This window comes from Micromonospora trifolii (assembly GCF_050516465.1).
GTDB lineage: Bacteria > Actinomycetota > Actinomycetes > Mycobacteriales > Micromonosporaceae > Micromonospora > Micromonospora trifolii.
Genome location: NZ_CP191526.1, coordinates 5,589,757 through 5,610,326, shown reverse-complemented (window position 1 = coordinate 5,610,326; position 20,570 = coordinate 5,589,757). Strand labels below are relative to the sequence as shown.

Below are 20,570 nucleotides of genomic sequence, written 5' to 3'. Positions count from 1 at the left end.
GGGCCGGCGGGTGCCGCGCCCGGGACGTACCCGGGACGCGGCCCCCCGTTCCCGCCGGCCCGGTCCGTCACCGCCCGGCCAGCGCCGCCCAGCCGGGGTTCACCGGCTCCCGGCGCAGCGGCATGCCCGCCTCCGCCGGCGTCCGGTCCCCCTTGCGCTGGTTGCAGGCGTAGCAGGCGGCGGTGGTGTTTCGCCAGGTGTTCCGGCCGCCGCGCGAGCGGGGCAGGATGTGGTCGATGGTGGAGGCCGGGCCGCCGCAGTACGCGCAGCACCTGTCGTCGCGGCGCAGCACACCGGCCCGCGACCAGGCCGGCCCGGAGTTGAACCTCCACCGGGTGACCACGAAGCGGACCAGCCGCACCACCCGGGGCATCGGGAAGACCCCGATCACCCGGTCCGGCTCGGCCTCATGGATTTCGGCCACCCGACGGCAGAGCATGCGGACGGCGTGTTGAACGGTGACCCGGTGCAGCGGGCCGAGGTCGGCGTTGATGACGAGGACGGCGTCCACCGGGATCTCCCTCCGTGCTGATGACGAACAAGGCGACGACGAACAAAGGCGATGACGAACAAGGCGATGGGGGACGGACAGCAAGAAGCCGCCCGGTCCGGCTGTCGGACGGGGCGGCTCAGCGCGTACGGGTACGCGTCAGTCGGGCCGGCCCGCCCGGGGACCTTCCGCTCGGTAACCGTCACCGGGCAGCGTCGACAGCACGGTGCTGACGTGCCACATCGTCATGAGCTGCTCCCGCGGTGGTGGTTGACCTTGCGCGCTCACGGTAGGTCGACGCGGGAGACACGGGCAACGTATTTCGATCGGCCAGCCTCCTCGGGACGCCGCTGGCGGCGTGTGCGGGGAGCTGATTTCGCCGAGACCTGGGCGGTGGTCAGCGGCCGGTTCAGCCGCAGAGCCATCCGCGCGGTGAGTTCGCTGTCCAGCAGCGGCCGGTTGACCTCACCGGCGACGGCCAGCGCGGGCCCGGAGACCGACCGCCAGATCGCGGCCAGCCCGGCGCCGAGGCCCACCAGGGCGACGGTGGCCCGGGTGGTCGGTGAGCCGGCGGCTGCGGCGGCACTCACCCCGACGACCGCGAAGAGCACCAACAGCAGGGGTACGAGCACCGGCCAGAAGATCCCCCGGGCTGCCTGCGCCACCAGTCGTCGGTCCCGGATGATCAGGTTCTTGGCGATCACCGCGTAGTCCTCCTCGTCGAGCAGGTCGCGCGGGTGCAGGCCGCCGGTGAGCACGTCGCGCCAGAGGTCACCCTGGCCGCGCAGCGCCCGGCTCAGGGTGGCGGGCGTCGGCTCGGTCGGGTCCCCGTGGCCGGCGCGGTCGACAGCGCTCGCCCAGGCGGCCAGGGAGCGCCGCACCACTGCGGCCGAGTACGGCGGCAGCACGCTGGCCAGCTCGTCCAACCACCTGCTGATCTGGACCTGCCGGCCGCCGAACTGCCGCAGCAACTGCGTGACGTCGCCGGCCCGGACGGTGTCGGCCACTGATCGGCCCAGTCGGTAGGCCAGCCCGACCCGGTGGTTGGCGGCCATCGCCCAGCGCAGCACCTCCACGTTGAGGTCGTCGAGGGCGAGCAGCAACGGCACCGGGTCGGCGGGGTCGGGCTGACCCAGGTCGGGGAGCAGGGCTCGGGCGGCCGACGTGTCGGGTACCGGCCTGGTGTGCCGGGTGAGGTCGGCGATCTGGGCCAGGGCGACGTCCACCCCGTCGAGGTACATCCGCATCCGCCGGTGGGCGGACATCTCGGTGAGGTTGGAGAGTTTGGCCGGCGGTACGGCCGGGCGGGCCTCGACGAAGGCGCGGGGCTCCGCGTGCTGCCCGTGGTGGTAGGCGTCCGCCATCCACCAACCCAGCCGGAGCGCGGTGACGATGCAGGCGCGCTCGTCGCGGATCAGCGGGTACGCGTCGTCGTGGCCGATCTCGTCGATCGACGGACCGTTCTCCGCGCCGGCGCGGTGCAGTGGTGACATCTCCCGCTGCCCTCCCGCCCGGCCGATCGACGGTTGATCATTCGAGCGTACGGCAGCGTACCGTGGCTTATGTTGTGTTTTGTCGATTTGGCCTGGCGCGACCGGCCAGCAGCCCGCGCGGTCGGACCGAGCGCACCGGCTCGGCCGCGCCACCCTCGGCGCGCAGGATGTGGTTCGCGGCGATGATCCCGGTCGCGGCCGAGCGTTCCATCAACGCGCTCGGGAAGTCCGTGGCGATGCCGTCGCCGGCCAGGTAGAGGCCGTTCGCGTCGGTGCGTACCCCCGGTCGCCAGGCGTGGCTGCCCGGCGTGAACGCCGGCGCCTGCGCCTCCACCCGGGCCCGCAGCTCGCGGACCCGCAGGTCGCCGGCCTCCGGCCAGAGCGCGACCAGCTCGCGGCGCATCCGCTCGGCCAGCTCCTCGGCCGGCACGCCGGGCTCGCAGGCGTACGCGTGCAGCTCGATGACCGACCCGCCGGTCTGCCGCGCCCAGCGCCGCGGCTCGTTCTCCAACCGGTGGTAGAGCGTCACCGAGTCCAGCGTGGGCTGGCGGGACACGCCGCTGAACACCGCCCGCTCGGCGGCCACGTCCCCGTCACACCAGTACCGCGCCACCGCGTACGGCGGGCCGGGGGTGCCGAAGGCCGGCATCCGTGCGGCCAGCTCGGGTGCCTGCTCGGCCAGGTCCGGGGAGGCCGCGACCAGCGCGGCGAGCGCCGGCGGGTCGACGGCGAGCACGACGTGACCCGCCGGATGGCTACCGCCGTCGGTGGTCGTCACCCGCCAGCCCTCGGCGTCGCGGTGCACCCCGGTGGCGGCGCAGCTGGTCAGGACCCGGCCGCCGTGCTTCTCCACGTGCCGGGTCAGCGGCTCCCAGATCGCCGTGGCGTAGTCCTCGTCGGGGCAGTCGAAGGCCAGCCCTTCCGGGTTGCCGAGCAGGTAGAAGTGGAACTGGGCGACCATCTCGGCGGCCGACATCTCCGCCTCGTGGTTGAAGAACGAGTGCGAGAAGACCTCGAACAGCATCGCCCGCGCCCGGTCCGGCAGTCGCAGCGACGCCAGCAACTCGTCGGCGGTGGTGTCGTCCAGGTCGGCGTAGGTGCGCACCGGGTCGTAGCTGAGCAGCGGCAGCGCCGCGTCCCGGTCCATCAGTCGCAGATCGGCAAGGCGCAGGCTGGGGCTGCGCAGCAGCAGCGCCAGCAGGTTCGCCGGCGGCGCCGGCGGCAACTTGCCGAACTCCTCGGTCGGCCACTGCTCACTGAGGATCGGGTAGCCCGGAATAGGCTTGAGGAAACCCAGTTCAGGGTCGATCCGGCGGAGGATGGACCGCCAGTTGTAGTACTGCCGGAAGAACGCGTGGAACCCGTGCTCGTTCTGCTGGCTGCCGTCGGCGAGCGCCTCCGGCCAGGCGCCCAGCCGACCGCCGAGGGTGGGTGCCGCCTCCAGCACCGTGACCGCCACGCCCCGCTCGGCCAGCACCACCGCCGCCGACATCCCGGCGATGCCGCCACCCACCACCAGCGCCGTGGTCGGTCGCGGCACCCGGTCGGCGCCACCGCCGCCCGGGTCCACCTGGTGCTGCCGTACGCCGATCAGCCGACCTACCACTTGCGACAGCGCCATGGGCTCAGTCTGCCCCAGCTCGGCTCAGTCGGCCGGTAGGCAGCGGCGGGGGCGGTCGGAGGCCGGCCAGACGTACTCCAGGTCCTCCGGCACGTCGTCGCCGAACAGCGGGCGGTAGTGCGCCGGGTCCTTGCGCAGCAGCGACGAGCGGTGGCTCAGGTGCAGGTCGTCGCGGCCCAACCACGGTGGCAGCTCACCGGCTCGGGCCAGCTCGTCCTGGGTCCGTACGACGCCGGCCCCGCAGGCGTCGGCGAGGTCGACGGTCATCGTGGTGGCGCAGGTGTCGGCCCGCCCCGGTTCGGTCCAGACCGCGCACATGTCCAACCCGTAACGGACGAGCGCCTCCTCGTACCCGGCCCACATCTTCACGGCCGGGTGGTTGCGCCAGCCGTACCCGGGTCGGGTGAGCCCGCGCAGCACCTGGATGGCCTCCACCCGCTGCTTGCCCAGCCGCTTCTGATCCAGCGTGCGGGCGCTGGCCAGAAAGCCCGGGTACGGGAGGAACGTCTGCATGCCGCTGCTCTACCCGTCGTCGGGGCGGACATACCTGGTCACGGGATGATCCGGACGGGGTCGCCCACCGTGGCCGTGCTGATTACGATCCGGGCATGGCGGAGCCGTGGCGGGACCGGGCGCGACGGGCGGTCGAGTGGAACTGGCGGCTGCGGTCCGTCGGTGATCCGCGCCCGCACTACGTGATCTGCGGGAAGGACGCGCTCGCCTACTACGTGGCCCGGGCGATGCTCGAATCCGAGCTGCCGGCGGTTGGGGCCCGGGTGACAGTCGTGGTGCCGGAGCGTTACCGCAGCAACGGGCCGGACGTGGCCGGGCTGCGCGGGGTCCGGGTGGTCCGCTCGGACCGGCTGGACGTGGCCACCTTCGAGGCCGCCGGGCTGGCCGGCGCGACCGGGCTGGCCCTGCTGCACCAGGACGACGTGGGCAACCTGCACGCCGCGCTCTGCGCCCAGGCCGTCGACCAGCGGGTCCGTCAGGTGCTGCGGATGTTCAACGGCACCCTCGCCGACGGCGTACGCAAGCTGCTCAAGGCCCCGGTCGAGGTGCTCTCCGACGCCGAGATGGCCGCGCCGGCCTTCGTGGCCGCCGCACTCAACGAGGTCGACCCGAGTTCCTTCCAACATCGGGACAAGACGCTGCGGGTGGCGCGGCGGGCCGACGTCCGACCGCAGGACGTGGTCTGCGCGTTGGCGCACCTCAGCGAGGCACAGGGGGTTGAGCTGCTGCCGGCCGATCAGGCCGGCGCCGACCTGGTGCTCGCTGAGGCGACCGGTCAGCCACCGGGCACCGAGGTCGCCGCCCGTCGGTTGGTCCGGGCGCGTCGTAGGCGTCGTCCGGTAGCGGTGGTGATGGGGGCGGTACGCGGCTTCGCCACCCGCAAGATCGGCATTGCGGTGATGGCGGTGCTCGCGCTGATAGCGGTGCTGGGGGCGCTGATCTCCCGGGCCGAGGACGTCTCTCCGCTGGAGGCGCTGTACCTGACGCTGGTCACCACGCTCAGCGGCGCCGACCCGGACACCACCAAGGCGGCGGACGCCCAGATCATGCAGGTGGTGCTCAACCTGGCCGGGTTGGCGTTGATCCCGCTGATCACCGCCGTCGTGGTGGACGGCATCGTCAACGCCCGGCTGGCCCTGCACACCGGCCGCCTGCAACCCCCGCGGGTCGGGCACGTGGTGGTGATCGGCCTGGGCAACGTCGGCACCCGGGTAATGGCGCAACTGCGCGAGTACGACGTCGAGGTGGTCGCGATCGACAAGGATCCGGAGCCGCGCGGCGCCGCCCTGGCCCGCCAACTGGAGGTGCCGCTGATCGTCGGCGACGCCGCGCTGCCGGAGACGCTGGTCGCCGCCTCGGTGGCCGACTGCCAGGCGCTGGTGGTGGCGTCCACCGACGACGTGGCCAACCTGGAGGCGGCGCTCGCTGCCCGCGACCTCCGCGCCGACCTGCGCGTCGTGCTTCGGCTCTTCGACGGTGACTTCGCCGAACGGGTGGAGGAGACCTTCGCGCTCGGGGTGTCCCGCTCGGTCTCCTACCTGGCCGCCCCGGCCTTCATCGGGGCGCTCACCGAACGCGCCGTGATCAGCACCATCCCGGTCGACCGGCACGCGCTGCCGGTCGCCGAGGTGCCGGTCGCCGCCGGCTCCGAGCTGGACGGCCGACCGCTGGACGTGGTCAACCGGGACGGGCAGGTCCGGCTGATCGCCCGCACCCCGGCGGGCGGTGCCAGGACGATCTGGTGGAAGGACCTCGACCCCCGGCAGGTGATCTTCGCCGGTGACCGGCTGACCGTGGTCGCCCGGCGGCGTGGGTTGGACTGGCTGACGCGGCAGTGCGCCCCGCCGGCCCATCCGGGCCCGGTCCTCCGGCCGGCCGGGTCGGTCCACGACGGAGTGCACGCCCCAGCGGCGGCGCCCCCGCCGGTGCCGGGCCAGACGGGTTCGGGAGTTGGCGCGGCACATCCCGTTCCGCCCGCCGGAGGCGTGCCCTCGACTACCAACGGCGGCCAACCTGACGAACTCGAGCTGACCCGCCGGCATGACGGGCCTGGCGAGGTGAGCTGACGCCACCTGGGGCGGCCGGTGCGGCACCCACCGGTGGAGACGGCCGAGTATGGTGCGCCCGTGCTTGGTGGTGGGGTGGGTCGACGAGCCCGCGACGCGCAACGACCGCGACGCGACGCGGCGGTCGTACGGTGGCTGCGGGCTCGGCCCAGGTGGTGGCCGCTCGCGGCGGCCGGTCTGATCGTGGTGGTGGTCGTCGGCTGGGCGCTGTGGCCCAAGGCCGAGCCGGAGCCGCGCCAGCGTGAGTACCGGGCCGAGACGGCGTGCCTGCTCACCGGCACAGCGGGCGTGGCGGCTCCCGAGGCCCGTCCGGTGTGGACGGGGATGCAGGAAGCCTCACTCGCGACGCAGGTCAAGGTGCAGTTCCTTGAGGTCGACGGCCCCCAGACCGGCGAGAACGCCGAAACCTTCCTCGCCAGCCTGGTGCAGAGCCGCTGTGGGGTGATCCTCGCCGTCGGCGAGGCGCCGGTGCGGGGAGTGGGCCCCACCGCCGCGCGGTTCCCCGCCGCGAAATTCGTCGCCTTCGGTGCCGCGACCCCGGGGCCCAATGTGGTCGTCGAGGACGCCACCGACCCGGAAACGGTGCAGCGTAAGGCACGCGACCTCGTTGCCGCGCTCGCCTCCGTCAAGGACTGACGCTCCAAGGTTTCTCTCAGGATTGGCCGTTCGGACAGCTTGTGCCGAAGATCGACGAGCCCTCACACTCCGCGTTGGTAATTTCACTTCACGGGGGAGGGGACCGGCCATGCGCCGATCCGTTACCACTGGCGCGCGCCGCGCGGCATTCGTGGTCGCCGTTGTCTTCGGGCTGACGGTCTCCATACCGGCCGACGTGGTGCGGCCGGGCGGCGAGTTTCCACTGACGTGGCTGACCTGGTTCGCGCAGCGTCCCGCCTGGTCGGCGACCGCGGCGTTCGTGGGCCTCCCCGTGCAGCAGAAGGGGAAGCCGGTCACGGTCGACCCGCACGTGCCGGCTTCGGCGACCGATGCCGGCACGGGTGCGGGCCGCGCACCCCAGCCCGCGCCCGGCACCCTGGAGGCGTACCAGCCGCACCAGCTGGCCACCACCCCCGAGGTCACGGATGTGGCCGAGCCGGGTTTCGACGCCCGGACCAGCACCCGGGACGCCCGCAAGTCGAGTGCGCGCTCGGACATCTTCGCGAACGCCGACGGCTCGTTCACCAAGCGCACCTACAACCGCCCGGTCAACTACCGCGCGACGGACGGCAGCTGGCAGAAGATCAACTCGAACCTCACCCGCCGCTCCGACGGCCGTCTGCACGTCACGGCGAACCGGCTCGGTGTGTCGGTGGCCGATGGCACCCCGGGTGCGACCGGGCGCGCCACCACCTCGGCCCCCGCCGGCGACCTGGCCCAGCTCACCCTGCCCGGCGGCGAGAGCGTCGGTTACCGGCTCGAGGGTGGCACCGTCAACGCGCCCGAGGTGACCGGGCCGACCGCTCGCTACCGGGACGTTCTCCCGCACACCGACCTGGAGCTGACCACCTTCGACGCCGGCATCAAGGAAACTCTGGTGCTGCGCTCACCGGAGGCGGCATCGACCTGGGTGTTCCCGCTGCGGCTCACCGGCCTGACCCCACGACTCACCACCGCGGGCTCGGTGGAACTGCTCAACGCCGACGGCAAGGCCGTGGCCTGGTTCCCGCACGGCTCGATGCAGGACTCGAAGGTCGACCCCCGCTCCGGAGCCCCGGCCGAGTCCGACGCCGTCACGTTCGAGATCGTCACGGTCGACGGCGCGCCCGCGCTGAAGGTCGTGGCCGACCCGGCCTGGCTGCGGGACCCGGCCCGCCAGTACCCGGTGCGGGTGGACCCCACCACGACCACCGGCACCACCGGCGACGTCTACGTCGACAGCGACAGCGAGACCACCGACCAGAACGGTGACAACCTGCCGGTCGGCACGTACAACGGTGGTGACGTCAAGGCGCGCTCGTTCATCCACTTCGACGAGTTCACCAGCGACGGCCTCGCCGGCAAGCGGTTCAGCGCGGCCAAGCTGCGCCTGTACCACACCTGGTCGTTCAACTGCACCTCGCACAAGGCGTTCGACGTGCACCGGGTGACGCAGGCGTGGACGGTCGCCGGCCTGACCGCCGGTGCGCACCCCGGGCCGACCATCTCCCCCTCGATCGGCTCGCTGACCATCACCGACAACTACCCGGCCTGCACCAACAACCCACCCAACCGGAGCACCGGCAAATGGGTCACCGTGCCCCTCGCCGTCGACACGTTCAACGACTGGTCGACCGGTGGCATGAACGAGGGTCTGGCGCTGACCGCCTCGGAGACGGACTCGACGGCCTGGAAGCGGTTCACCGCGGCCAACTACTCGGACGGCAGCTACAAGCCGTACCTGGAGCTGACGTACACCAACAACGTCGCGCCGCAGGTCAACGTCCGCTACCCGACGAACAACGCGGTCGTGCAGACCCTCACCCCGGAGCTGCACTCCCGGGCGGTCGACCCGGACAAGTGGCCGAACAAGGGATTCACCTACAACTACGTGGTGGCGGACGCCGGGACCGGCGCGGTGGTGGCCAACTCGGGCTGGGTCGCGACGGCGAGTTGGACCGTCCCGGCAGGCAAGCTGACCTGGAACAAGAGCTACCTCTACACCGTCCAGGTCAACGACAAGGCCGGCTCCAGCGCGGTCTATCCGGCGTACGCGTTCACCACGTCGGTGCCGCAGCCGCTGCTCACCGGGAGCCTGACGCAGAACTCCGGCAAGGGCTACGACCCCGGCATCGGCAACTACACCACCTCGGCCACCGACGCCAGCGTTGCCACTGTCGGCCCGTCGCTGGCGATCACCCGTAGCTACAACAGCCTGGATGCCCGGCGCAACAACGCCTTCGGCGCCGGCTGGTCCAGCATGCTCGACACCCGCGCCACCCAGGTGCGCGACGTGGCGGGTCAGGTGCAGTCGGTCCTCATCACGTACCCGACCGGCCAGGACGTGGCACTCGGCCGCAACGCCGACGGAACGTTCACCCCGGCCTCCGGCCGATTCTCCATCCTGAAGGAGAACAAGGACGTCAGCGGTGCCGTCACCGGTTACACACTGACCGACAAGGACGCCTCTCTCTACGTCTTCGCCCAGTCCGCCGGTAGCGGAGTCTTCAAGATCACCAGTGTCACCGACGCCAACGGTCGGACGATGACGTTCACGTACGACTCCAGCTCGAACGTGACGAAGGTGACCTCCGCCTCCGGCCGGTCCCTGTACGTCACCTGGTCGACCCCGGCCGGCTCGACGTACGTCCACCCGGCGACGGTGTCGACCGACCCGGCCGTCCCGGGCGACGCGAGCACCTCGACGACCTGGCAGTACACCTACGGCACGAACGACCAACTGGCGAAGGTGTGCCCTCCGACGAGCGCCACGGCCTGCACCACCTACCAGCACGACACCACCTCGCAGTACGCCAACGCGACGCTGAACGCCGCGCCGTACTCGTACTGGCGGCTGACCGAGGCTGCCGGCGCCACCACGGCGGCGAGTTCGGTGCTGGGCAACGCGGGCGTGGACAACGCCCGTTACAACAACGTCGCGCTGGGCCAGGCGGCGGCGCTGCCCGGCTCCACAGCGACCACCGCCGGCTTCAACGGCACCAGTTCCCACGTGCAGCTACCGGGCAACCTGGTCAGCGACGGCCAGTACCAGTCGGTCAGCATGTGGTTCAAGACCACCACCCCGAACGGGGTGCTGTTCAGCTACCAGGCCGACGCGATCACCAAGGGCACCACTGCCGCCAACTACACCCCGTCGATCTACATCGGCAATGACGGCAAGCTGCGTGGCTCGTTCTGGAACGGCTTCCCGTCCCCGATCAACACGAACGTGACGGTCACCGACGGCGCGTGGCACCACGTGGTGCTGGCCGGTGCCGGGGACACCCAGAAGATCTACCTGGACGGGGTCGACCGGGGAACCCTCGACGGCACCGTCGCCCAGGTCCCAGGCGGGTCGGCGAACGTGCTGGTCGGTGCCGGGTTCGTGGGCGGTGGCTGGCCGAGCCACGTCAACAGCGGCGTCACGCCCGCCCGGGCCACCTACTTCACCGGCTCGATCGCCGAGGTGTCGTTCTTCAACCAGGCGCTCACCGGCACCACGGTCACCGCGCTGCACAACTCCGGCCGAACCGCTCACCCGGTGCTCACCAAGGTGGTCCGCCCCTCCGGCGGGGTCACCGCCCAGGTCGGCTACGACAAGGGCTCCGGTCGGGTGTCCGCCGTCACCGACGAGAACGGCGGCGTCTGGACGATGGGCGCGCCCACCGTCTCGGGCAGCAGTGACGTCTACGCGGCCTCGGTGCTCGGCGGCAAGCCGGCCGACTACTGGCGGCTCGGCGATGTCGAGGCGACGGACGCCGCCAATGAGGTGCAGGGAGGCGTCGCCACCTACAGTTCCGCCACCCTGGGCGTCGCCGGCCCGTTCACCGACAGTCGAGCCGCGTCGTTCAACGGCACGACGTCGTACCTCCAACTCCCGCCCGAGGACATACCGACTACCGGGCCCAACTCGATCGAGTTGTGGTTCAAGATGCCGGCGGGCAACACCGCGGGCGGTGTGCTCTACGGCTACCAGGCCAGCCCGCTGGCGGATCCGGCCGTCGCCGGTACCTGGACCCCGGCGCTCTACGTCGGCACGGACGGCAAGCTGCGGGGCGGGTTCTGGACCGGTAGCGCCACCCGGGTCATCACCAGCGCGGGCGCGGTCAACGACAACAAGTGGCACCACGTGGTGCTCTCGGCGGCTACCACCACCCAGTCGCTCTACCTGGACGGCGCCGCCGTCGGCAAGCTCGACAACGCGCTGGTCGCCACCGACGGAGTGAACGCGTACGTCGGCGCGGGCAAGTGGGCCGGCGCCTGGCCGATGCACGGCACCCGCGATGTCGGGTACTTCCCGGGATCGATCGCCGAGGTCGCCTTCTACCGTTCGCAGCTCTCCGCCGACCAGGTCGGCGCGCACTTCCAGGCGTCGAAGCAGACCGCACCGGTCGCGGTAACCATGGTCAACGGTGTCGCCAGCGCAATCGCGATGCCCGTCTCCACCGTCGCGGTGACCGGGCCGTCGGGTGAGAAGATCTCCTACAGCTACGACCTGGTCAACGGCAGCCGGATGGTCGCCCAGACCGATGGGCTGGGCAACACCACCAAGTTCGGGTACGACGTGGGCGGCTACGGCAACCTGACGTACGACCCGCGCGGGGTCTGGTCCCAGGAACTCCAGGACGCCCGGGGCAACACGAAACAGGTCATCACCTGTCAGGACCAGTCGGCCAGCAAGTGCTCGTCGGTCTACTACACCTACTACGCCAACTCGGCCGAGCCCCTGAATTGGGCGGCCGCCGCGCTGCCGACGATGTTCGAGGACTTCAGCGGTGACGGGGCCCCGGACGTGGTCTACCGGGCCGCCGACAACACCATCCAGATGGTGCAGGGCAACGGTGCCGGCGGTTGGCTGACCAGCCTGCCGACCCCGACCGGGGCCAGCCTGGCCGCGGCGAACATGGCAGTGGCGGCGAAGGACTTCTCCGGCGACGGCAAGCCTGACCTCCTGTGGCGCAACGCCTCCGACGGCAACCTCTACATGCTCAACGGCAACGGAGCGGGCGGCTGGGTGTCGAGCACCCCGGTCAAGATCGGCCCGATTGTCAGCGCCGCGGACCTGATGGTCTACTCCAAGGACTTCAGCGGTGACGGCAAACCCGACATCATCTACCGCAACTCCACCGACAAGAACCTCTACCTGCTGAAGGGCAACGGCTCGGGTGGCTGGTTGAGCGCCACCCCGACCCTCATCGGCCCGAACGTGAGCGCCGCGAACCTGCTCGTCTCGCCGGGCGACTTCGACGGCGACGGCAAGGCCGACGTGATCTACCGCAGCAGCGCGGACAACAACCTCTACATGCTGCGGGGCAACGGCTCGGGTGGCTGGTTGAGCACCACCGCCACCCGGATCGTCACCGGGTGGAGCAGCGCCAAGGCCCTGCTCAGCGCGGGGGACTTCGACGGCGACAAGTTGGCCGACCTCCTCTACCTCAAGAGCACCGACAACGACATGTACCTGGTGTCGGGCAACGGGACCGGTGGTTGGGCGACCGGCAGCTCCATCAAGATCGGTGGTACGCCCGACCCACGCAACGACGTCATCCTGACCATGCGAGACGGCCGATCGTCATCGGCCACTGACAACCGGTACCTGACCAGCTACGGCTACGACGGCAAGGGCAACCAGACCAGCATCACGGACCCGCTGGGCCGGGTCACCCGTACCACCTTCACAGACGGCACCACCGTCGCGGCGAAGGACGGCGGGTTCGCCCCGGCCGGCCTGCCCGCGGCGGTGACCACCCCCGGTGGGCAGACGCAGACCATCACCTACTACGCCAGCGGCGACGTCGCCGAGATGGTCGAGCCGGGCGGCAAGGTCACCCGCTACACGTACGACGGGCTGGGTCGCCTGCTCACCGAGAGCGAGCTGACCACCAGCTACCCCGCAGGGCTCACCACCCGTCACGAGTACGACCGGCTGGGCCGCGAGATCGCCGAGACCGAGCCGGGAGTCACCAACCGGGTCACCGGCGCGATCCACACCGCCCGCACCACCACCGTCCACGACGACGACGGCAACATCACCGAGGTCACGGTCAGCGACCTGACCGGCGGCGACGCGTCCCGGACCGAGCGGCACACCTACAACTCGTACGGGCAGGAGTCGACGACCACCAACGGCGTCAACGAGACCACCGCCTTCGAGTACGACCGGTACGGCCGGGTGGTGAAGGAGACCGCCCAAGACGGAGGGGTGACCACCAGCACCTACGACGTCGAGGGCAACCTGCTCACGTCGACGGTGCAGGGCTACACGGGTGACCCGAACAACCCGTCCGCCCCCCGCGACCTGGTGACCACCGCCCGGGCGTACGACCCGGCGGGCCGGCTGGCCAGCGAGACCGACGCGATGGGCTGGACCACCAGCTACACGTACACCGACAACGGTCTGGAGGCGAAGGTCAGCCGGACCGACGGCACCCGGACCTTCGTGGTGGAGGAGAACCTCTACGACGCCGCCGGCAACGCGGTCAGCGAGATCACCAACAACGGTCACACAGTCACCGCCACGGAGTACGACGCGGCGGGCCGGACGACGGCGTCGGTCGTCGACCCCAACGGCCTGAAGCGCCGCACCGCGTTGACCTACGATGCCGACGACAATGTCATCTCCACCGTGTCGTCCGGGCCGGACGGCACCGTCACCAGCGTCTCCGACGCGCTCTACGACAGCGCCGGCCGCGCCATCGCCGAGACGGAGTACCCGTCGGCGTCACTGACCCCGGTCGCGCGCTGGAAGCTCGACGAGACCAGCGGCACGAAGGCCGCCGACGCCACCGGCAACAGCCCGGCCACCGCGATCGGCAACGTCACCTGGTCCACCGACCGGGGCGGCTCGGCTGCTCTCGATGGCGCGGGCGCGTACCTGAAGACCGGCCCGGTCGTGGACACCAAGCGTGCGTTCACGGTCTCTGCCTGGGTCAAGCTCAAGTCCGGCGGCCCGGATACCGACCAACTCGTCATCGCGGCGCCCGGCTCGAACGGCAGCTCCGCTCTGAAGTTGTACTACGCGCCGGCCCAGAGCCGCTGGTTCTTCGCGATGGCAGTGCGTAAGGCCGATGGCACCGTCACCTGGCTCGGGGGCGGCGGTCCGACCGGCTCCGCGGTCGTCGACGCGTGGACTCACCTGTCGCTCGTCATGGACCCGGTCGCGAAGACGGGCAAGCTCTACGCCGATGGCAGCCTCCAGGCCACGGTGGCCACCACCGAGGCCTTCAACAACACCGCGACCGGCTTCACCATCGGCGGTGCGGACGGCTTCGGCTGGTTCCCTGGCGGCATCGACGACGTGCAGGTCTACCAAAAGGCCTTGACCGACGCGGAGGTCTCGCAGGTCAAGGCGGGAACCGCCCCGGCGGCGGACGCGCACGTCATCCGTACCTCGCAGGTGCTGGACTCCGACGATCTGCCCACCTCGGTCACCGACCCGAACGGCAACACCACCCACTACGGGTACGACGAGGAGGGCAGGGCGGTGAAGACCACCGCCCCCGCGGCGATGACCGAACAGCCCGGTCAGGTTCCGGCCCTGGCCAACGCGGTGAGCCTGGTCGGGTTCAACACCTTCGACGAGCCGACCGACACCCGGGACGCGAACGGCAACTGGTCGGTGGTGGAGTACGACGCGGTCGGCCGGACGGTGTCGGAGAAGGCACCCGCGTACACCCCGCCCGGAACGGCGACGCCGATCGTGCCGGAGACCCGGCAGAGCTACGACGAGAGCGGCCAACTGGAGGCGGTCACCGACCCGCTGGGCAAGGTGACCCGCTACGAGTACGACCAGCTCGGCCGGGTGTCAAAGGAGATCGCGCCGAACGACGGCGCCACCACCTACACCTACGACGACGCGGGCAACGTGTTGTCGTCGACCGACCCGACCGGTGCGGTGAGCGCCGCGACCTACGACTACCTGGGCCGCACGCTCACCTCGACGGAGGTGGTGCGGCAGGAGGGCAAGAGCCACACCACCAACTACACGTACAACGCGCAGGGCTGGCCGTCGCAGGTCACCACGGCCGCCGGCGTGAACGGCTCGACGACGTACAACGTGCTCGGTGATCCGCTGACGGTCACCGACGGCGCCAACAACGTGAGCCGCTACGAGTACGACTCCGAGGGTCGGACCACGAAGACGATCCGCCCGGACGGCTCGTACGCCTCGGTCACCTACGACAGGGCGGATCGGGCCACCCGCACCGCCGAGTACAGCCCGACCGGGACGTTGCTGTCGGAGCAGTCGGCCCGCTACGACCGGGCCGGCAACATGGTGGCCAGCACCGACGCCCGCCGCACCACCGTGACCTACGAGTACGACGCGACAGGTGTGGTCACCAAGGAGACGCAGCCGATCTCCGCGTCGGACTCCATCGTCACCACGTTCGGCTACGACCTGGAGGGCAACCGCACGCGGTTCACCGACGGTCGGGGCAACGCCTTCCACACCAGGTACAACTCGTGGGGGCTGCCGGAGGCGATGATCGAACCGGCAACCGCCGCGCACCCGGACCCGGCGGACCGGACCTTCACCCTGTCGTACGACAAGTCCGGTCGCCCGGCTAAGCAGACCATGCCGGGCGGGGTCGCGGTCACCAACGAGTACGACGATCTGGGTCAACTGGTCCGGCAGTCGGGCGCGGGGGCCGAGGTCGCCACGGAGGACCGGACCTTCGGCTACGACGTCGCCGGCCGGATGACCTCACTGTCCGGCTCGGGTGGCACGAACACCATCGCGTACGACGACCGGGGCCTGCCGAGGTCGGTGACCGGCCCGTCGGGGAACTCGACGTTCGGCTACGACCCGGACGGCCGGCTGGCCTCCCGGCAGGACGCGGCCGGCACGACCTCCTACGCCTACGACGGCGCGGGTCGGCTCTCGACGCTGGCCAACTCGTCGGCCGGTGTGCAGATGGCCTACACCTACAACACGCTCTCCCAGGTCAAGAAGATCACGTACGGGTCGAACGGCAACACCCGCGACTTCACCTTCGACCCGCTGCGGCGGCTCACCGGCGACGAGTTGAAGTCGTCCGCGGGGGCGTCGCTCGCGAAGATCACGTACGGCTGGGACGAGAACAGCAACATCACCTCGAAGTCGACGACGGGCTTCGCCGGTTCGGCCGCGAACACCTACACCTACGACCTGGCCGACCGGCTGACGTCCTGGAACAACGGCACCAACACCACGGCGTACGCCTACGACAAGTCCGGCAACCGCGTGCAGAACGGCTCCAAGCTGTTCACCTACGACCAGCGGAGCCGGCTGCTCACCGCCGACGGAGCGAGCTACACCTACACGGCCCGGGGCACCCTGGCCGACGCCGGCGGCAACATCACCCGCACCGACGCCTTCGGGCAGGTGGTGTCGCAGCAGTCGGCGGGCGGTACGCAGACCTACACGTACGACGGTCTGGGTCGGGCGATCCGCCCCGGCCACTCGTACACCGGTCTGGGTAACGACCTGGCGGCGGACTCCAGCGCAAGCTACGTGCGGGGGCCGTCCGGCGAGGTGGTCGGGACCACCGGCGGCGGTAACCAGCGGATGGTCTGGACGGACCTGCACTCCGACGTGGTCGGGCAGTTCACCCCGACCGGGACGGCGCTGGCCGGCTCGGTGACCTACGACCCGCTGGGCAAGGCGCTCAACACCAGCGGGCTGCTCGGTCAGCTCGGCTACCAGTCGGAGTGGACCGACGCGCTGACCAACCGGGTGAACATGCACGCCCGCTGGTACAACACGGACACCGGCCAGTTCGACACCCGGGACCCGGCGAGCAACAGCCCGCTGCCGGACTCGATCAACGCCAACCGTTACCAGTACGGCGACGCGAACCCGCTGACCGTCACCGACCCGAGCGGACACTTCGGCCTGGGCAGTCTGAAGAGGTCCTTCTCCCGCGCGGTCAGCTCGGTCACCTCAAGCGTCCGCTCGTACGCGTCGTCCGCCTACTCGTATGCGTCGTCGGCCTACTCGTACGCGTCTTCGGCCTACAGCGCCGCGAAGTCGACCGTGAAGAAGACCGCCTCGCGGGCGAAGGCGGCGGTGAAAAAGAAGTATCACCAGGCCAAGAAGAAGTACAACCAGGTCAAAAAGCAGGTCAAGAAGAAGTACAACCAGGCCAAACGGGCGGTCAAGAAGAAGTACAACCAGGCCAAGAAATACGTCGCCAAGAAGGTGGCGGCGGTCAAGAAACGCGCCAAACAGGCCGCGGCGAAACTGAAGCAGGCCGGTAAGAAGATCGCCGCCAAGGCACATCGGGTGGTCAAGAAGGCCACCACCGCCGTACGCGACGCGGCGAACGCGACGACCAAGTGGGTCAAGGAACACAAGGACGTCCTGCTGGAAGTCGCCGCGATCGGCGGCGCGATCCTCGCGGGTATCGCCTGCACGGCGGTGACCGCCGGTGTGGGTGCGATCGCCTGCATGGCCGGTGCCGGTGCGCTGATCAGCCTGGCCAAGGACGCCGCGCAGGGCGACATCCACAGCATCGGCGACGCGCTGGGCTCTTTGGGCACCGGTGCGGTCACCGGACTGATCGGCGGTGCGGGCGGTGCCGTCGCGGCGCGGGTCGGTGCGGCAGTGGCGAAGAAGGTCGGCACCGGCCTGGTGGGTCGCCTGGCGACCGAGGCCGCCGAGAACGGAATCGAGGACGCGGTCGGGCAGCTGGCCACGTCGGGCACCTACAACCCGCGGGCTGCCGCGGAGAACATGGTGCCGGGGCTCGGTGGGTTGAGCCGCAAGGGCGGTGGGGGCGCGCGTTCCGGTGGGGCTTCTTCGGGAGGCTCTGGTGGTGGTGGGTTCAACCCGCTCGGACTTGCGGTCGGTGGCGGTGGTGGCGGCTGTAAGGGCAGTCGGCACAGCTTCGATCCGAAAACCCGGGTCCTCATGGCGGACGGCAGCAGCCGGCCGATCGAGGACGTCAACGTCGGCGACAAGGTCATGGCCACCGACCCGGTGGCGGGTAAGTCGGAGCCGAAGCAGGTCACCCAACTGCACCGGAACACCGACAAGGACCTGACCGACCTGACCGTCCGCGACCAGGACGGCAAGGTGACGAAGGTTGAGACGACCTGGCACCACCCGTTCTGGAACAACTCAGAGCGCAAGTGGGACGACGCCAAGGACCTGAAGCCGGGGACCAAGCTGCTGGTCAAGGGCAAGGGCGCCGTCACCGTCGTCGCGGTGCTCAACAAGCTCGGCGTCGAGGAGATGCGCGACCTCACCGTCGCTGACATCCACACGTACTACGTGTACGCGAACGATGACGCCGTTCTGGTACACAATGTCAACGGACCGCCCGTTACGGGTGCCTGCGCTGTCACCGGCGGGCCGTACCGGGGTGGCCAGCATAAGGACCTGCACGCCAAGGAAGGGGTAATCGAGCGCAACCACATCCCTGCCAATCAGGCGATGCAGGAGGTGTTCGGCATCTCTGAGGGCCAGGGCCTGGCGATCCAGATGGACAAGGCCGATCATCACAATACTGACAGCTGGGGAAGTAGTCATGCCGGCAAGCAGCATCGGGCGCACCAGATGTACTTGTTGAATCAGGGCAACCTGACCGCAGCTATGGATCTCGACATCAATCAAATTAAGCGAGATTTCCCAGGGCGGTATGATAATGCGATTGAAGAGATGCGCGGCTCGATGCCCCAACTTCTTGGGGCAATAGCGAGGGCGGGAAAGTTTAAGAGAGGGATTGTTTAGATGATCTCGGAGGACTTGGAGATCGTCCCGCTCGTTCGTGTTAGCCAGATCAGGTTTGGCGCCAGTCGAGCGGAGGTTCGCTCGTTGGCAGGCGGAGCCTCAGGAGTTGGACGCCGCAGCGAATGGGCTCGCAGCCTGATGGACGAATTCGAATACCGATGGCTTCGCGTGGACTACTCGGACGAGGACCGAGTCGAGTTCGTCGAGGTAATCGATGGCAGGTCGCGAGTCCACCTGAACGGAGTGCAGTTGATGCCGTCTCCGGTACGGGAGGCACTGCAACGGCTTGATGAAGCTGGCATGACCTATCACGCGGTTGACGGTGGCTTCGCAATCGACGGAACAGGGGTTGAGCTGTACGCTCCCGGAACCACTCCTGACTCGTCCGTCGAAGCGGTCTCAGCCTGGCCATATATCGAAACCGACCCCGAGATCACGTTCTTCGAGGGGGCGGCTGAGCCGCTCGCGGAGTGGAATGTTGAATCTGGCGCGATCGCTGGAATTGGGATCGGTGAATCACGCGCTTCGGTGCGCGATCGTCTAGGTTCAGGTATGGCAAGCACTCTCGGTCCCGACGAAAGCATGGATCGCTACTGGGGTGAGGGACTGATCGTCAGGTATGATTCGGCGGGTAGGTCTTCGGAGGTTGTAGCCGTCGATCCGGCACTACCGTCATTGAACGGGATTGGTCTGCTAGGGCGAACCTATGCAGACGTGCGAGCGGATTTGACCAATGCCAGTATTCATTACGAAGCGAGAGCGGCAGAGATCAGGATTCCGGGGTTGAAGGCCCACGTCCTGTGGAAGAAGCCTGCCGAATCAGCGTTGGCTGTTGCTGTTTCTGTGCGGGCGTCCTAAGCAACGTGTCGCGTTCGCGGCAAGTTGCGTTGAGGTTCTGGTGTCCTCAGCGGCCCGAGACCAGGACCACGGATTGCTCGACGCCGACGACCGAGGCTCTGCTTGGGTCGCCGCCAATCCAGGCTGAGCTACGGCGCCAGGCGGAGGCGCTCAGAATTCTGACAGACTCGTCCGCCGACCGGTCAGTCGTTGTTGAGCTGCGCGCCGCTGCTCAACGAACTCCGCTCGGTGGAGCGCGGTAATGGCTGGAGTTGCACCTCGAAGGGCGGTCGCCAGCTTGTGCTGAGCGGAGGGCGTACCAGACGGCGCAATCAGGTAGTCCGCTTGTGGCGGCGTACGTTGTGCGTACACTTGGGCTGTGAGTGCGAAGGCGGAGCGGCTGCACCTGCGGGTGGATGAGCAGCAGAAGGCGTTGCTGGAGGCGGCCAGTCAAGCGGCCGGGGACAGCGTCTCGACGTTCGTGTTGAAGGCGGCGACCGAAGCAGCGGCGGATGTGCTCGCCGACCGGCGGGCGTTCCTGCTGGACGAGGACGCCTGGCGGGTCTTCGACGAGGCGTTGCAGGGGCCGGCGCAGGACGTCGCCGGGCTGCGGGAACTGCTGCTGGGTCCGACGGTGCTCGACCCGCCGACTGATGGTGCGCCACTGTGAGTTCCCGCTTCTCCGTCGTCGAGCCGCTGTCGGCCGAGTTCGCGGTGACGGGGTTCGACTGCGGCTCCCGCGCACAGTCGGTGTGGCTGGCCGAGCATGCCCTGCAAGCCCACCGGGCGGGCTTGTCCCGGGTGTACGTGGTGCGGGACAACGAGCACCCCGATCAGCGCGTGGCCGGCTATTACGCCCTGGCTGCCGGTAGCGTCGCCCCCGCCGATGCCTCGCCTCGCCTGCAGCAGGGGGCTGGCCGCTACCACCAACCGGTGGTGATCCTGACTCGGCTCGGGGTCGACCGTAGCGCCCAAGGCGTCGGGCTGGGCCGAGCCCTGGTGGTCGACGCACTGCGGCGGATAGCCGCCGCCTCCGAGGTCATCGGCGTACGCGCGGTGCTCATTCACTGCGAGACGGAAGCCGCCCGCGACTTCTACCAGCGGCTGGCTAAGTTCGAGGCCAGCCCGACCGACCCCATGCACCTGTTGCTGTTGATGAAGGACCTTCGCCGCGCGCTCAGCGGCTGACCCTCCAGATCAG

10 protein-coding genes are annotated in these 20,570 nt (G+C 69.7%); 6 read left to right on the top strand and 4 right to left on the bottom strand.

What is annotated here, in order from left to right:
* Nucleotides 1-67 precede the first annotated feature (67 nt).
* From ACQRWP_RS26100 to ACQRWP_RS26085, 4 genes are all read right to left on the bottom strand, one after another.
* The gene (locus tag ACQRWP_RS26100) at nucleotides 68-511 is read right to left on the bottom strand and encodes an HNH endonuclease (protein WP_091403053.1); all 444 of its coding nucleotides are present in this window, start codon (nucleotides 509-511) and stop codon (nucleotides 68-70) included.
* A gap of 263 nt (nucleotides 512-774) precedes the next feature.
* Nucleotides 775-1,983 carry a hypothetical protein gene (locus ACQRWP_RS26095; RefSeq protein ID WP_430498457.1) on the bottom strand — a complete coding sequence of 403 codons (1,209 nt, stop codon included), beginning with the start codon at nucleotides 1,981-1,983 and terminating at the stop codon, nucleotides 775-777.
* Nucleotides 1,984-2,050: 67 nt separating this feature from the next.
* A complete protein-coding gene (locus ACQRWP_RS26090; RefSeq protein ID WP_430498455.1) occupies nucleotides 2,051-3,604 on the bottom strand; it encodes an FAD-dependent oxidoreductase in 1,554 nt (517 codons plus the stop codon).
* A 24-nt stretch (nucleotides 3,605-3,628) separates the two neighbouring features.
* Nucleotides 3,629-4,117, bottom strand: a complete 489-nt coding sequence (locus tag ACQRWP_RS26085) for an MSMEG_6728 family protein (RefSeq protein WP_393219469.1) — start codon at nucleotides 4,115-4,117, stop codon at nucleotides 3,629-3,631.
* A gap of 95 nt (nucleotides 4,118-4,212) precedes the next feature.
* Between ACQRWP_RS26085 and ACQRWP_RS26080 the strand changes: the two genes are divergently transcribed.
* From ACQRWP_RS26080 to ACQRWP_RS26055, 6 genes are all read left to right on the top strand, one after another.
* Nucleotides 4,213-6,183 carry a potassium channel family protein gene (locus tag ACQRWP_RS26080; protein ID WP_430498453.1) on the top strand — a complete coding sequence of 657 codons (1,971 nt, stop codon included), beginning with the start codon at nucleotides 4,213-4,215 and terminating at the stop codon, nucleotides 6,181-6,183.
* A 60-nt stretch (nucleotides 6,184-6,243) separates the two neighbouring features.
* The gene (locus ACQRWP_RS26075) at nucleotides 6,244-6,819 is read left to right on the top strand and encodes a hypothetical protein (protein ID WP_430498451.1); all 576 of its coding nucleotides are present in this window, start codon (nucleotides 6,244-6,246) and stop codon (nucleotides 6,817-6,819) included.
* A gap of 109 nt (nucleotides 6,820-6,928) precedes the next feature.
* Complete coding sequence (locus ACQRWP_RS26070; protein ID WP_430498449.1) at nucleotides 6,929-18,532, top strand: LamG-like jellyroll fold domain-containing protein; 11,604 nt, start codon at nucleotides 6,929-6,931, stop codon at nucleotides 18,530-18,532.
* Nucleotides 18,533-19,390, top strand: coding sequence for a hypothetical protein (locus ACQRWP_RS26065; RefSeq protein WP_430498447.1), 858 nt, complete (start codon nucleotides 18,533-18,535; stop codon nucleotides 19,388-19,390).
* 358 nt (nucleotides 19,391-19,748) lie between these two features.
* Nucleotides 19,749-20,039, top strand: coding sequence for a DUF1778 domain-containing protein (locus tag ACQRWP_RS26060; protein ID WP_430498445.1), 291 nt, complete (start codon nucleotides 19,749-19,751; stop codon nucleotides 20,037-20,039).
* Nucleotides 20,036-20,557 (top strand): GNAT family N-acetyltransferase, encoded by a 522-nt coding sequence (locus tag ACQRWP_RS26055; RefSeq protein WP_430498443.1) that lies wholly within the window; start codon nucleotides 20,036-20,038, stop codon nucleotides 20,555-20,557. The genes ACQRWP_RS26060 and ACQRWP_RS26055 overlap by 4 nt, the downstream gene beginning before the upstream one ends.
* The last annotated feature ends 13 nt before the right edge of the window (nucleotides 20,558-20,570 follow it).